We start from the raw sequence: 13249 nt of genomic DNA, 5'->3' as shown, positions 1-13249 counted from the left end.
GATAGAACCATACATTTGATAAGGGAGGAATTGTTTTGGCATCGATCACATTTAAAGGGAGTTCTGTCACGCTTGTAGGAAATGAAGTGAAAGTAGGCGAGCAGGCTCCTGATTTTACGGTATTAACGAACTCACTAGGGGAAGTTTCACTTTCAGATTTAACAGGAAAAGTGACGATCATCTCAGTGATTCCTTCTATTGATACAGGTGTGTGTGACGCACAAACAAGACGTTTCAATGAAGAGGCAGCCGGTTTAGGTCCGGTCAATATCTATACAATTAGTGCAGACCTTCCATTTGCACAAGCACGCTGGTGCGGGGCAAACGGAATTGAAAATGTCGAAACATTATCTGATCACAGAGATATGTCATTTGGTGAAGCATTCGGTGTATATATGAAAGAATTGCGTCTATTGGCGCGCGCAGTCTTCGTATTAGACCCGAGCGGAAAAGTGGTCTACACTGAATACGTAAGCGAAGCAACGAATCATCCAAATTATGAAAAAGCCATTGAAGCTGCAAAATCACTGTTATAAAAGCAGCATCGACAAGAGCTCCGGCTTCATACTGGGGCTCTTTTCAATGAGAACATATAGCTTTTAACAAAGCGAGGAGAGAAAAGCATTGCAGAAAGATCAAGTAAGTACGATTTTTGAGCTGCTCGATACAGCTTCTATTCGATTAAAAAAAGACCAAAGCATTTCCTATATTGAAGCATTGGCAGAAGCAGGAGAAGGCTTTTTCCAGGCAAATGATCGCAACGGTTTACTGAAGGACTTAATAGAGAAAGCCGATTTTGCCTCTTATGATCATGAGCAGATTCGTAAAGCGTTTCAGCTCGCCGTATTGAAAGGACAAAAGGATATTTCCCATCCAAACCGTCAAATGACGCCAGATACGATTGGACTGTTTGTCAGCTATTTGGTCAATAAATTTTTAGAAGGACAAAAAGAGCTTGTTGTCTTTGACCCAGCAGCGGGAACAGGAAACTTACTGCTTGCTGTCTTAAACAATCTCACTGCAGAAACAAAGCGCGGGTTTGCCTCTGAAATTGATGATGTGCTGATTAAAATTGCTTGGGCACAGGCGAATTTAGAAGAAAAAGAAGTGGAGCTTTTCCATCAGGACAGCCTTGATCCGCTGCTCATCTCACCGGCAGATGTCACGGTATGCAGCCTTCCAGTCGGCTATTACCCAAATGATGAGCGTGCAGCCGACTATGAATTAAAGGCAAAAGAAGGACATGCCTTTGCGCATTATTTATTCATTGAACAAAGCCTTCGTTACACGAAAGAAGGCGGCTTCCTATTCTTCATCATTCCAAACGATTTGTTTGAAGGAAAAGAAAGTGTGCAATTAAAGGATTTCATCAAAGATCATGCTTATATGAATGCTTTAATTCAGCTGCCAGTCTCCATGTTCAAAGACAAAAAGCACGCCAAAAGCTTATTTGTGATGCAAAAGAAAAAAGAGGGGCTGGAAGCACCAAAACGGATGCTGTTTGCCAATCTGCCATCTTTCTCACAGAAGGAAGCAATGGTTGGCGTAATGAGAAAATTAGATCAGTGGTTTATAGAAGAAAAAGAAACGAAAGAATAGCCAGAGTGATTTCTGGCTATTTTACTATTCAGAAAATATCGACTTATTGATGTAAGCGATAACAGTTCGATGGTGCACTTGAAATGCAAAGTTTTCAATGTTTAAATGAAAAAGTCAGATATTTTTCGGACTTATCGTTAAACTATAAAAGACCCATTCAAACAGGTTGAATATAGCACCGGAAAAAACGTGAAACCCTATATAACAACTGAGTAAAAGGAGCGACAAGAATGTCCAAAATTATTGCAATCAACGCAGGAAGCTCATCTCTTAAATTCCAATTGTTCAACATGCCAGAAGAAACCGTTTTAACGAAAGGTCTTGTTGAAAGAATCGGAATGGACAACAGTATCTTTACGATTTCTGTAGATGGAGAAAAGAAAACAGAAATCACGGATATTCCAGATCACGCAGTAGCGGTGAAAATGCTGCTTGAAAAACTAACTGAATTCAACATCATTAAAGACTTTAGTGAAATTGATGGCGTAGGACATCGTGTGGTTCACGGTGGAGAAAAGTTCAGCGACTCTGTTCTATTAACAGATGAAGTGATCAATGAGATTGATCAGCTTTCAGAGCTTGCACCACTGCACAACCCTGCAAACGTTGTAGGAATCAAAGCATTCAAACAAATTCTGCCTGACGTACCAGCGATTGCTGTGTTCGATACAGCGTTCCACCAAACAATGCCAGAGCAGTCTTACCTATACAGCCTTCCGTACGACTACTACAAAAACTTTGGTATTCGTAAATACGGATTCCACGGGACAAGCCATAAGTTCGTCACAGAGCGTGCATCAGAGCTATTAGGCCGTCCTCTTGAAGAGCTTCGTTTGATTTCTTGTCACCTTGGAAATGGTGCGAGTATCGCAGCAGTAGAAGGCGGAAAATCAATTGATACATCAATGGGCTTCACACCACTTGCTGGTGTTGCGATGGGTACACGTTCAGGTAACATTGACCCTGCCCTCATTCCATTTATTATGGAGAAAACAGGACATACTGCTGAAGAAGTTCTTTCTACTTTGAATAAGAAGAGTGGTCTTTTAGGTGTGTCTGGTCTTTCAAGTGACCTTCGTGATATCGAAGAAGCAACAGAAGAAGGAAACGACCGTGCAGAAGTAGCTCTTGATATTTTTGCTAGCCGTATTCATAAATACATCGGTTCTTATGCAGCGAGAATGAATGGCGTAGATGCGATCATCTTCACAGCTGGAATCGGCGAAAACAGTTCAGAAGTGAGAGCACGTGTCCTTCGTGGTCTAGAATTCATGGGCGTATATTGGGATCCATCTCTTAACAACATGAGAGGCGAAGAAGCATTCATCAGCTACCCGCACTCTCCTGTTAAAGTCATCGTGATTCCAACGAACGAAGAAGTGATGATTGCAAGAGACGTTATGCGCTTAGCGTAAATGATTGAGAAGCTCTTTTCCTTATGGGAAAAGAGCTTTTTTCTATTGAAAGCAGCATGCTATAATTTGTCCAATACGAAGCGAAAGGGAGCGTGCGTTAGATGAGCGTTACAGAACATAAACGTGAGGCGAAAGCGAGGCTTCATGTAAAAGTCATTACAGTCAGTGATACAAGGACGAAAGAAACGGATAAAAGCGGCCGTCTCATGATTGATTTGCTCAAAGAACAGGGACATCTCATTCTTGCATACGATATTGTAAAAGATGACATTGGAGCGATTCAAGACGCTGTGCTAGAAGGAACAAGTGAACCGAAGATTGATGCCGTCTTGTTAAATGGAGGGACAGGTATTGCCGTAAGGGATGTCACCATTGAATCCATCACCCCTCTTTTCTCAAAAGAGCTGCCTGGCTTTGGTGAAATCTTTCGCATGCTCAGCTATACAGAAGACATCGGTTCTGCTGCTATCTTGTCTAGAGCAACGGCTGGGGTCGTTAACCAAAAAGCGGTCTTTGCCACACCAGGCTCTACCGGAGCAGTTCGTTTAGCCATGACAAAACTCATTATTCCGGAGCTACCTCACGTCTTGCGTGAGCTTGAAAAGGATCAAAAATAGCCCAAAATGACTCTGCCAAGAAAATTTGGCAGAGTTTTTTTCATAAAGGGGTTGAAAAAACAATTTTTCCTTGTTACAGTGTATACATACTAAATGCATGTTTATAAATTAAAACTTATTTTTATGCAAAAAACATTCACAGAATCAAAACAAGTGAGAGGAGCTTTTCAATCATGTCACAAAATAAAAAAGTCGTATTAGCATATTCCGGAGGCCTTGATACCTCTGTTGCAGTTAAATGGTTACAAGAGCAAGGATACGAAGTCGTTGCTTGCTGCCTGGACGTAGGTGAAGGAAAGGACTTAGCATTCGTTCAGCAAAAAGCACTTCAAGTCGGAGCAGTTCAATCCTACATGATCGACGCAAAAGAAGAATTTGCTGAAGAATTTGCACTGACTGCATTACAAGCACACACAATGTATGAAGGAAAATACCCGCTTGTGTCTGCACTATCTCGTCCACTGATTGCAAAAAAATTAGTCGAAGTAGCAGAGGCAGAAAATGCAGTAGCAGTAGCTCACGGATGTACAGGAAAAGGGAACGACCAAGTTCGTTTTGAAGTATCCATTAAAGCATTGAATCCAGATCTAGAAGTTCTTGCACCAGTACGTGAATGGAAATGGTCTCGTGATGAAGAGATTGACTATGCACAAAAGCATGGTATTCCAATTCCAATTAACTTAGACAGCCCATATTCAATCGACCAAAACCTTTGGGGCAGAAGTAACGAATGCGGCATCTTAGAAGATCCTTGGGCTGCGCCGCCAGAAGGTGCGTACGATCTGACAAATCCACTTGAAAAAACACCTGACACACCTGAGATCATTGAAATCACGTTTGAAAAAGGAAAACCAACCGCGATTGACGGTATCCAGTATTCTTTATCTGATCTGATCCTTCATTTAAATGAAGTCGCTGGACACCATGGCGTTGGCAGAATCGATCACGTTGAAAACCGCCTTGTTGGGATCAAATCTCGTGAAGTGTACGAGTGCCCAGGTGCTATCACACTTTTAAAAGCGCATAAAGAGCTGGAAGACTTAACGCTTGTCAAAGAAGTCGCTCACTTTAAGCCAATCGTTGAACAAAAAATGGCTGAATTAATATACAACGGCTTATGGTTCTCACCACTTAAAGAAGCACTAGACGCATTCTTACAAGAAACACAAAAGAACGTAACAGGTGTTGTACGTGTGAAACTATTTAAAGGCCATGCGATTATAGAAGGACGTAAATCACCATATTCACTTTATGATGAAAATCTAGCGACTTACACAAAAGCAGATGAATTCGATCATGATGCAGCTGTAGGATTTATTAACCTTTGGGGTTTACCAACAAAAGTAAACAGTATCGTGAACAAAAAGGAGCAGGTTAAGGCATGAAAAAGCTTTGGGGAGGCCGATTTCAAAAAACACCAGAAAAATGGGTCGATGAGTTTGGTGCATCCATTCATTTCGACAAACAATTAGTCAAAGAAGATCTGACCGGCTCCCTTGCTCATGCAAGTATGCTGAATAAATGCGGTATCCTCCAAGATGAGGAGGCCGCTGCCATCAAAGATGGACTGAATACGCTCATGAAAAAGGCAGAGGCGGATGAACTGGATTTCTCAGTGGATTATGAGGACATTCATTTAAACCTTGAAAAAATGCTCATTGATGAGATTGGGCCGCTTGGCGGCAAATTGCACACAGCGAGAAGCCGGAATGATCAGGTCGCAACAGATATGCATTTATATTTGAATAACCAAGTAGAGCATATCATTGAGCTGATCTCTTCTTTTCAAAAGGTGCTTGTAGAGAAAGCAGAACAGCACGTTGAAACGATCTTTCCAGGATATACGCACTTACAGCGTGCACAGCCTATTTCCTTTGCCCATCATATGCTCGCTTACTTTTGGATGCTTGAGCGTGACAAAGCGCGCTTTCAAGATTCTTTGAAGCGGATTAACGTCTCTCCACTTGGATGCGGGGCGTTAGCAGGAACGACATTCCCAATTGATCGTGAATATACAGCAGAGCTGCTTGGCTTTGATCATATTTACGAGAACAGCCTTGATGGCGTGAGTGATCGTGACTTCATTTTAGAGTTCTTGTCTAATAGCAGCCTTGTCATGATGCACCTCTCGCGTCTTTGTGAGGAAATCATTTTATGGTGCTCTCAAGAATTCAAATTCATTGAACTTGATGACACATACGCAACAGGCAGTAGCATGATGCCGCAAAAGAAAAACCCGGATATGGCTGAATTGATCCGCGGGAAAACAGGCCGTGTGTACGGCAACCTGATGGGGCTTCTCACCATTATGAAAGGCTTGCCGCTTACGTATAACAAAGACCTGCAAGAAGATAAGGAAGGCATGTTTGATACAGTCAAAACCATCGCTGGTAGCCTGCAAATCTTCACAGGTATGATTCAAACGATGACAGTGAACGAAGATGTCATGAAAAAAGCAACAAAAGAAGACTTCTCAAATGCGACAGAAGTGGCAGACTACCTTGCCAAAAAAGGAATGCCATTCCGTGAAGCACACGAAATCGTTGGAAAGCTTGTGTATACGTGCATTCAAAAAGGCATCTATCTAAGTGACCTTCCTTTCGAAACATTCACAGAAGCAAGCGGTCTCTTTGAACAAGACATTTACACTGTTCTTGATCCGTATGTCGCTGTTGAAAAAAGAACAAGTGCAGGGGGAACTGGATTCAAACAAATCCAGCTTGCTTTAGAAAAGGCAAAATCCTGCCTAGCATAACTTACCAAAACCATTCGTATGATACGGATGGTTTTTTGCTGTTTTTCAAAAAGGAGATTTATCCTCCTTGGAGAACATGAAAGCATATGTTGTTTTAAGAAGTAGAAGGGGGATAGGGGATTGACGGTGAGACAAAAGCTAGAGACTTTGTTTGATCAACCCATCGTATCGATCAAAACGCTTGGTGAACAATATGACGGACGAACCAATGATGTATGGCTTGTCTCGTTACAGGATGAGACAGAATATGTTGTTCGGTCACGAAGAACGAACAGGAATGAAAGTGAATTTACGGCAGGGATCAGTTTGATTTATGGAGTCGATGCACATGCAGTTCAAGATCATATCGATCAAATCAATCGACGCCTGTCTCAAACGAAATCTTTTCACATTCCTGCCGTTATTCGCCAAGTGCAAATATCGGGAAGGAATTATACTGTGATGGAAAAAGTAGAGGGGACGTCAATCACAACTTTAAAGGGAAGAACACCAGCATTTTATGAGGATTACGGGAGAAAGCTGGCACGTTTCCATGCATACCAAACTCACTTTTTTGGTGCGGTATACGGTGGAAAGCGGCACGATTTGAAGAATTTTAATCAACAGTTAAAAAAGGCTGTTCACCATCTCACAAGTCACTATTATGTTAATCAGCCTGAAATTGTACGCTATGAGAAGATTGTACAACAAAAACTGGAAGAGCTCAGTCTGCCTGAATCATCCAGTCTCATATTAATTGATTTAGATGCGACTCAATACATCGAGAGAGATGGAAAAGTCATGTGTCTTGTTGATACGGAATATGTGGTGTTTGGACCGGCGGAATTTGATTTCATTGCATTAGAGTATCTTTTGACGAAAGAAGCGGCACATTTTGTTCAACGAGGCTATGAAGATATACGGCCGCTCCCCAAGCAGCTTCACGAGGTGCGGGAATGCTACCGTTTTGTTTCATTCCTCCTTGATATTCATGGCTCGTGGGATGTACAAAAGTGGATGAATCACCCTGTATTTTTCCATTCACAATATGAATAGCAGACAAAGGGTTCAGAAGTGCGTCCAGTGCTGGTTTATAGTAAAGTAAAGATAGTATGAGAAACACATGAACTTGCAACCTTTGCTTTAGGAGGAGATTGTGTGCGACACGCATTAATAACAGCGGGTTCTAAAGGACTTGGCAGGAAAGTCACCGAGTCTTTACTGAATATGGGGTATTCTGTGACAGTGAATTATCGAAGTGATGATGAAGCTGTCCGGCAGATGAAAGAAGAATTGCAGGAATACGAAGAAAAGCTTCAATTTGTCCAAGGTGATGTGACAAACAAAGAAGATTTAAAAAACATGGTGGAGCTGGCAGTTGAGCGATTTGGGCGGATTGATGCCTTGATCAATAATGCTGGACCTTATATTTTTGAACGAAAGAAACTCGCGGATTACTCCGAAGATGAATGGTATCAAATGATGGAAGGCAACCTATCCGCAGTGTTCCATTTGTTCCGAATGGTCATCCCCATGATGAGAAAACAAGGCTTTGGCCGCATTATCACGTACGGCTTCCAAGGGGCAGATCATGCACCAGGCTGGATGCACAGGTCAGCCTTCGGAGCGGCAAAAGTAGGTCTGGCGTCATTGACGAAAACCATTGCCATTGAAGAAGCTGAAAATGGCATCACGGCCAATATGGTTTGTCCAGGCAAAATCGTCGGAGACATGAAAGAATCCACGATCGAGGAAGCACGTCAGATCAGAGACGATGAAACACCAATAGGCCGGTCTGGTACCGGAGAGGATATAGGGCGCATCATCTCATTTTTATGTGATGATCGATCAGACCTCATTACAGGGACTGTCATTGAAGCGACAGGTGGACTTAACGTGATTCATAGGCATTAAGTTTTTTAGCTTTTTATACAGGGAATAGATGATATGAGATCAAAATTGAGAGGTGGATTACTACATGAAAGCTACATATCATGGACATTCAGTCGTACACATTGAAACAAACGGATATCATATTTGGATTGATCCATTTTTAAATGGGAATAAGCATACAGATATTAAACCACAGGATGTCAAAGCAGATGTGATTTTGCTCACTCACGGACATGGAGATCACGTCGGTGACACCATTGAAATCGCTAAAAACAATGACGCGATCGTTATCGCGCCATTCGAACTTGCCACTTATTTAAGCTGGCAAGGGGTGAAAACGCACCCGCTTTCTATTGGAGGCGGACGTGAGTTTGAATTTGGTAAAGTGAAGCTCACGCAAGCGTTCCACGGTTCAGCTGTCATTGATGAAGAGGCACAGACGATTACATATACTGGCATGCCATCAGGTATTTTATTTACCGCAGAGGGGAAAACAATTTATCATGCAGGAGACACTGCACTCTTTTCAGATATGAAGCTAATCGGTGAACTAAATCATATTGACCTTGCATTCCTTCCAATCGGTGATAACTTCACCATGGGTCCAGACGATGCAAGAATTGCAGCAGAATGGCTTCGTGCAAAGCAGGTCGTTCCGATTCACTACAGTACGTTCCCGCCAATTGAGCAAGATCCGCATGCATTTGCAGACAGCCTGCACGGCGGCGTAGGTCATGTGTTGGACAGCGGAGAGTCCATCGACATTTGATAAGCATGAACAAAAGCTGGCATACAAATGCTGGCTTTTTTGTTTGCCTGGATCGTACTGAAGTAAAAGACAAATTGCTATTAAAAGCCTCCTGCCTTTATAATGAAACATAGATGAAAACGCTGAAAACAAAAAGGGTGAACGGGATTGGCGACAAAGCATGAGCAAATTTTATCGTATATTGATTCATTAGATGTCGGAGAGAAAATTTCTGTCCGGCGCATAGCGAAAGAAATGAAAGTGAGTGAAGGCACCGCTTACAGGGCCATTAAAGATGCTGAAAATAAAGGATTCGTCAGTACCATTGAACGAGTCGGAACCATTCGAATTGAACAGAAGAAAAAAGAAAATATTGAAAAACTGACATATGCGGAAGTTGTCAATGTCATTGATGGACAGGTGCTTGGAGGACGAGCCGGCTTACATAAAACCTTAAACAAATTTGTCATCGGGGCGATGGAGCTGGATGCGATGATGCGATATACGGCAGCTGGAAACCTGTTGATCGTCGGAAACCGGATCAATGCCCACAGGCAAGCATTAGAGGCAGGAGCGGCTGTGCTGGTCACAGGCGGATTCTCAACAGATGAACAAATCATTCAGCTCGCAGATGAGCTTGAGCTGCCAATATTATCGACAAGCTACGATACATTTACTGTAGCGGCTCTCATTAACAGGGCTATTTATGACCAATTAATTAAAAAAGAGATTGTGCTTGTGGAAGATATTTTAACGCCGATTGAACGGACCGTATATTTATCACCAGAAGATAAACTTGAGAAATGGTATGAGAAGAATTACGAAACAGGGCACGGCCGTTTCCCGGTAGCAGATGATCAAATGAAGATTCACGGCATTCTCACCTCAAAGGATATTGCAGGTCATGACCGCTCTACACCGATTGAAAAGGTGATGACGAAAAATCCACTGACGGTCATTGGCAAAACATCTGTTGCCTCTGCTGCACAAATGATGGTGTGGGAAGGCATTGAGGTGCTGCCAGTTGTAGATGATCATGCGAAGCTGATTGGGATGATTAGCCGTCAGGATGTGCTCAAGGCGCTGCAAATGATCCAAAAGCAGCCGCAGGTCGGAGAAAAACTGGATGACGTTGTGTCGAGAGGATTTAAAGAGACCGATACAGAAAAACCGAAAGCAGATGCGGTTTATCAATATGAGGTCACACCACAAATGACAAACCAGCTTGGCAATATTTCATATGGTGTGTTTACACAAATTTTAATCGAATCAGCCAACCGCTTCTTGAAATCTCATAAAAAAGGCGAGCTGATTGTCGAAAGTCTCTCTGTCTATTTCTTAAAACCGGTTCAAATGGAATCTACGATACAGATCAAGCCGAATATTTTAGAAGTAGGGCGCAAGTTTGGAAAGCTGGAGGTTGAGGTGTACCACCAATCAAATATCGTAGGGAAAGCGATGCTGATGGTACAGCTGATGGAGAGAGGCTAAATGAGAAAAAAGGGCGAAATGACTTCGCCCTTCCCAGCATGTAGACAAACCCTCGCATCCGATATCAATCCTGTGCTCGTCTTTCCTAGACTTCAAGGGTTTTCTATCATACTGTAACCTCTTATTACGCGTGATCTTTTTCGCCTTCCTTTAAAAAGAGCGGAAGATAATGCTTGTAGGCTTTATACCCAGCCCACGTACTGCCGATACCGACTGCAACAAAAATAAACCCAATGACAAATGCGAGTGACGAGCGGTTTAAAAATAATTGATTCACACCGAAGAGCAGGACAAAGCATCCAAGTGCCATACTGGATTTGGCAGACCAGAATTTCTTCTCGACTGGCCGATTCGTACGGACATTCTTTGCTTTGTAGTATAAATAAAACATGGCAGAACAAATAATAAACACAATCAAAACAAGCATGTGCCAAGCCCCCATTGTAAGTGGTTACAACCCTATTTTAAACGTAAATAGGCTTGCTTACTAGAATAAATTGTCTATTCCTCACTTTTCCGTCAGGATAGATTATGATTTAATAATAAAAAGAGTATCGCATGAGAAGGAGTTTTTATGAAAAAAGAACTGATTAGAACCATATCATTATATGACACCATTATCATTCATAGACATGTAAGACCCGATCCTGACGCGTATGGATCGCAGTGCGGCCTTACGGAAATCTTGCGTGCCACGTATCCAGAAAAAAATATTTATGCGACTGGAACCCCGGAGCCATCCCTTTCATTTTTATATGAACTCGATGAGGTGCCGGACGAAGTGTATAAAGGTGCCCTTGTCATTGTCTGCGATACAGCCAATCAGGCAAGAATTGATGATCAGCGCTATTCTATGGGCGGTAAGCTGATGAAAATTGATCATCATCCAAATGAAGATCCTTATGGTGACTTGCTTTGGGTTGATACAGAGGCAAGCTCTGTGAGTGAGATGATTTATGAGCTGTATTTAGAGGGGAAAGAAGAAGGATATCAGCTGAATACAAAGGCGGCTGAACTGATTTATGCCGGCATTGTAGGAGACACAGGCCGCTTCCTTTTCCCAAACACTACGAAAAAGACACTCAAATATGCAGGGGAACTCATCGAATATCCGTTTTCATCATCAGACCTTTTCAATCAATTGTATGAGACGGATTTGAATGTCGTGAAATTAAATGGCTATATTTTTCAACATATCTCTTTGTCAGAGAATGGGGTAGCATCTGTTTTTATTAAGCGTGACATTTTGGAGTCGTTCCAAACAACGGCGCAGCAAGCCTCGCAGCTTGTTGGGACACTTGGAAATATTGCAGGAATTAAGGCTTGGGTCTTTTTTGTGGAAGAAAACGATCAGATTCGTGTCAGATTCCGCTCTAAAGGCGTCGTCATTAACACCATTGCTAAAAAATATCATGGCGGCGGTCACCCGCTTGCAGCCGGTGCGTCCATTTATGATTGGGCCGTGGCAGATGAGATTTTGCGTGATTTAGAAGAAGTATGTAAATCATCATCGTGAGAGAGGGAGGCTTCAAGTTCCCTCTCTCTTTTTTGATGTTGGAGAAAAGGGTTACTTAGATACAGGGATAAACCAGCAGCCGATGTCCGTTGAATCTTCATAGGCTTGGAGATTTTGATGTTTTAATTCTTTTTTAATTAAATGAGCCATCATTTCTGTCTCAGCATAAGCACACATGCCGTCTTTGATCCGGCTTGCTTTGTCTCGTGCCATTTGACGATAGCTATAAACCTCCATTGTCCTCACCTCTTTCTATTTAGGATATCGTTCTTCTTTTAGTGTATAAAAATGAAGAGTAAAAAGCGATCATTGAGGGCAGAAATTCATAAAAATTCCACATGATCATTTATTCAGCAAATGAAATACGCACTTCAAGTGAAAGTTTCGTATAAATCGTCAGCTCTGTCACTTTGGCGCGGTATGCCTTTTCCCGAATCATATATTCTTTATTTTCCACCGTTCGTTTTAATAATTCCTTTGTTTTATAGACACTTTCAATATCCTTTGTGATGACTTCTGAAATGTCCTCTTTGACCTGATCTTCAAACTTTAGCGTATCCGGCTCTGGGATTTTATATTGCTCACGATTCACGAGATGAACATCTATGCTTTGGATCAGCAGCCGCTGCTTATTATCCTCATTTAACTTATGCAAATCTTCCCGATAGAGTGTGATTTGTTCTTTCAGACTGTCCATATGGTGTTGCTGGCTTCTGAGCAGCGTCACCTGCTTTTCCTGAAAGGTTCCATATGTAAAGAGGAAAATCAGCCAGCTGATAATCGCGCCGAACATCATTCCAGCAAAAAAACGCTGCCAGCCTGGGCGTTTATACAGCTCCGGCACTCTCATGATGACACATGCTCCTGAGTGAGCCACGTAATAATGAGATATCCCGTTTGTGCACCGCCCATGGCAGAGATAATTAATAAGATTTGTTTGAAAATATCACGCGTGTTTCCTTCGAAAATGCCTCTTTCAAAGCTATAGACCGCATCAAATGTTCCACCGATTGCGGCGACAAGCGCCCAAATTTTTAAACGGTTGGCAAGACTTGAAATAATTGATAGAGGCGGCTGACCAGATAAATACGCACCTACACCGCCTATAATGGCACCACCTAAAATCACCCCAAGTGCGATAAAGTAACAGCTAATAAAGTTCGGAATAAAGGCTTCCTTCACATCCATTTTTTCCACCTCACTCTATTCAATATATGGTGTGCTCTGGACAAGTAT

At 42.2% G+C, this 13249-nt stretch carries 15 protein-coding genes; 11 read left to right on the top strand and 4 right to left on the bottom strand.

The window, feature by feature from the left end:
- Positions 1 to 35: 35 nt before the first annotated feature.
- The 10 genes from tpx (at position 36) to BA70_RS09015 (ending at position 10497) form a co-directional block, all read left to right on the top strand.
- On the top strand, positions 36 to 536 hold the full coding sequence (tpx, locus tag BA70_RS09060) for a thiol peroxidase (protein ID WP_034321005.1): 501 nt from the start codon (positions 36 to 38) through the stop codon (positions 534 to 536).
- Between the two features lie 88 nt (positions 537 to 624).
- Entirely contained in the window at positions 625 to 1599 is a 975-nt protein-coding gene (locus BA70_RS09055; protein WP_034321002.1) for a class I SAM-dependent methyltransferase, read from the top strand.
- A 230-nt stretch (positions 1600 to 1829) separates the two neighbouring features.
- Positions 1830 to 3014, top strand: coding sequence for an acetate kinase (locus BA70_RS09050; protein WP_034320999.1), 1185 nt, complete (start codon positions 1830 to 1832; stop codon positions 3012 to 3014).
- Positions 3015 to 3115: 101 nt separating this feature from the next.
- Positions 3116 to 3631, top strand: a complete 516-nt coding sequence (locus tag BA70_RS09045; RefSeq protein WP_034320996.1) for a MogA/MoaB family molybdenum cofactor biosynthesis protein — start codon at positions 3116 to 3118, stop codon at positions 3629 to 3631.
- Positions 3632 to 3804: 173 nt separating this feature from the next.
- A complete protein-coding gene (locus BA70_RS09040) occupies positions 3805 to 5016 on the top strand; it encodes an argininosuccinate synthase (RefSeq protein WP_034320993.1) in 1212 nt (403 codons plus the stop codon).
- Positions 5013 to 6386, top strand: a complete 1374-nt coding sequence (argH, locus tag BA70_RS09035; RefSeq protein ID WP_034320990.1) for an argininosuccinate lyase — start codon at positions 5013 to 5015, stop codon at positions 6384 to 6386. The genes BA70_RS09040 and argH overlap by 4 nt, the downstream gene beginning before the upstream one ends.
- Before the next feature lie 126 nt (positions 6387 to 6512).
- Positions 6513 to 7421, top strand: a complete 909-nt coding sequence (locus BA70_RS09030) for a phosphotransferase (RefSeq protein ID WP_034321110.1) — start codon at positions 6513 to 6515, stop codon at positions 7419 to 7421.
- Positions 7422 to 7523: 102 nt separating this feature from the next.
- Positions 7524 to 8279 carry an SDR family oxidoreductase gene (locus BA70_RS09025; RefSeq protein WP_034320987.1) on the top strand — a complete coding sequence of 252 codons (756 nt, stop codon included), beginning with the start codon at positions 7524 to 7526 and terminating at the stop codon, positions 8277 to 8279.
- Positions 8280 to 8343: 64 nt separating this feature from the next.
- Positions 8344 to 9027: a metal-dependent hydrolase gene (locus BA70_RS09020; protein ID WP_034320985.1), complete on the top strand. Its 684-nt coding sequence runs from the start codon at positions 8344 to 8346 to the stop codon at positions 9025 to 9027.
- 147 nt (positions 9028 to 9174) lie between these two features.
- On the top strand, positions 9175 to 10497 hold the full coding sequence (locus BA70_RS09015) for a CBS domain-containing protein (RefSeq protein ID WP_034320983.1): 1323 nt from the start codon (positions 9175 to 9177) through the stop codon (positions 10495 to 10497).
- Positions 10498 to 10621: 124 nt separating this feature from the next.
- Here BA70_RS09015 and BA70_RS09010 read toward each other — a convergent pair whose 3' ends face one another.
- Positions 10622 to 10924 carry a YtpI family protein gene (locus BA70_RS09010; RefSeq protein WP_003216665.1) on the bottom strand — a complete coding sequence of 101 codons (303 nt, stop codon included), beginning with the start codon at positions 10922 to 10924 and terminating at the stop codon, positions 10622 to 10624.
- Positions 10925 to 11071: 147 nt separating this feature from the next.
- Between BA70_RS09010 and BA70_RS09005 the strand changes: the two genes are divergently transcribed.
- Positions 11072 to 12013, top strand: a complete 942-nt coding sequence (locus BA70_RS09005) for a DHH family phosphoesterase (protein WP_034320981.1) — start codon at positions 11072 to 11074, stop codon at positions 12011 to 12013.
- 51 nt (positions 12014 to 12064) lie between these two features.
- Here BA70_RS09005 and BA70_RS09000 read toward each other — a convergent pair whose 3' ends face one another.
- The 3 genes from BA70_RS09000 to ytrH all read right to left on the bottom strand — a co-directional run bounded on the left by BA70_RS09000 (position 12065) and on the right by ytrH (position 13201).
- Positions 12065 to 12250 (bottom strand): YtzJ family protein, encoded by a 186-nt coding sequence (locus BA70_RS09000; protein WP_008346082.1) that lies wholly within the window; start codon positions 12248 to 12250, stop codon positions 12065 to 12067.
- Positions 12251 to 12359: 109 nt separating this feature from the next.
- Positions 12360 to 12863 (bottom strand): sporulation membrane protein YtrI, encoded by a 504-nt coding sequence (gene ytrI, locus BA70_RS08995; protein ID WP_034320978.1) that lies wholly within the window; start codon positions 12861 to 12863, stop codon positions 12360 to 12362.
- Positions 12860 to 13201, bottom strand: a complete 342-nt coding sequence (gene ytrH, locus BA70_RS08990) for a sporulation membrane protein YtrH (protein WP_034320977.1) — start codon at positions 13199 to 13201, stop codon at positions 12860 to 12862. Before ytrH ends, ytrI begins: the two co-directional genes overlap by 4 nt.
- Positions 13202 to 13249: the final 48 nt, after the last annotated feature.

Source organism: Bacillus zhangzhouensis, assembly GCF_000715205.1.
Lineage (GTDB): Bacteria > Bacillota > Bacilli > Bacillales > Bacillaceae > Bacillus > Bacillus zhangzhouensis.
The sequence above is the reverse complement of the archived record's forward strand: the minus strand, read 5'-3'. Positions and strand labels throughout refer to the sequence as shown.

Coding starts and splice junctions, on each gene's coding strand:
- BA70_RS09045 (WP_034320996.1), top strand. CDS start 3,116: ATGAGCGTTACAGAACATAAACGTGAGGCGAAAGCGAGGCTTCATGTA.
- ytrI (WP_034320978.1), bottom strand. CDS start 12,863: ATGAGAGTGCCGGAGCTGTATAAACGCCCAGGCTGGCAGCGTTTTTTT.
- BA70_RS09010 (WP_003216665.1), bottom strand. CDS start 10,924: ATGCTTGTTTTGATTGTGTTTATTATTTGTTCTGCCATGTTTTATTTA.
- BA70_RS09050 (WP_034320999.1), top strand. CDS start 1,830: ATGTCCAAAATTATTGCAATCAACGCAGGAAGCTCATCTCTTAAATTC.
- BA70_RS09000 (WP_008346082.1), bottom strand. CDS start 12,250: ATGGAGGTTTATAGCTATCGTCAAATGGCACGAGACAAAGCAAGCCGG.
- BA70_RS09005 (WP_034320981.1), top strand. CDS start 11,072: ATGAAAAAAGAACTGATTAGAACCATATCATTATATGACACCATTATC.
- BA70_RS09020 (WP_034320985.1), top strand. CDS start 8,344: ATGAAAGCTACATATCATGGACATTCAGTCGTACACATTGAAACAAAC.
- ytrH (WP_034320977.1), bottom strand. CDS start 13,201: ATGGATGTGAAGGAAGCCTTTATTCCGAACTTTATTAGCTGTTACTTT.
- argH (WP_034320990.1), top strand. CDS start 5,013: ATGAAAAAGCTTTGGGGAGGCCGATTTCAAAAAACACCAGAAAAATGG.
- BA70_RS09040 (WP_034320993.1), top strand. CDS start 3,805: ATGTCACAAAATAAAAAAGTCGTATTAGCATATTCCGGAGGCCTTGAT.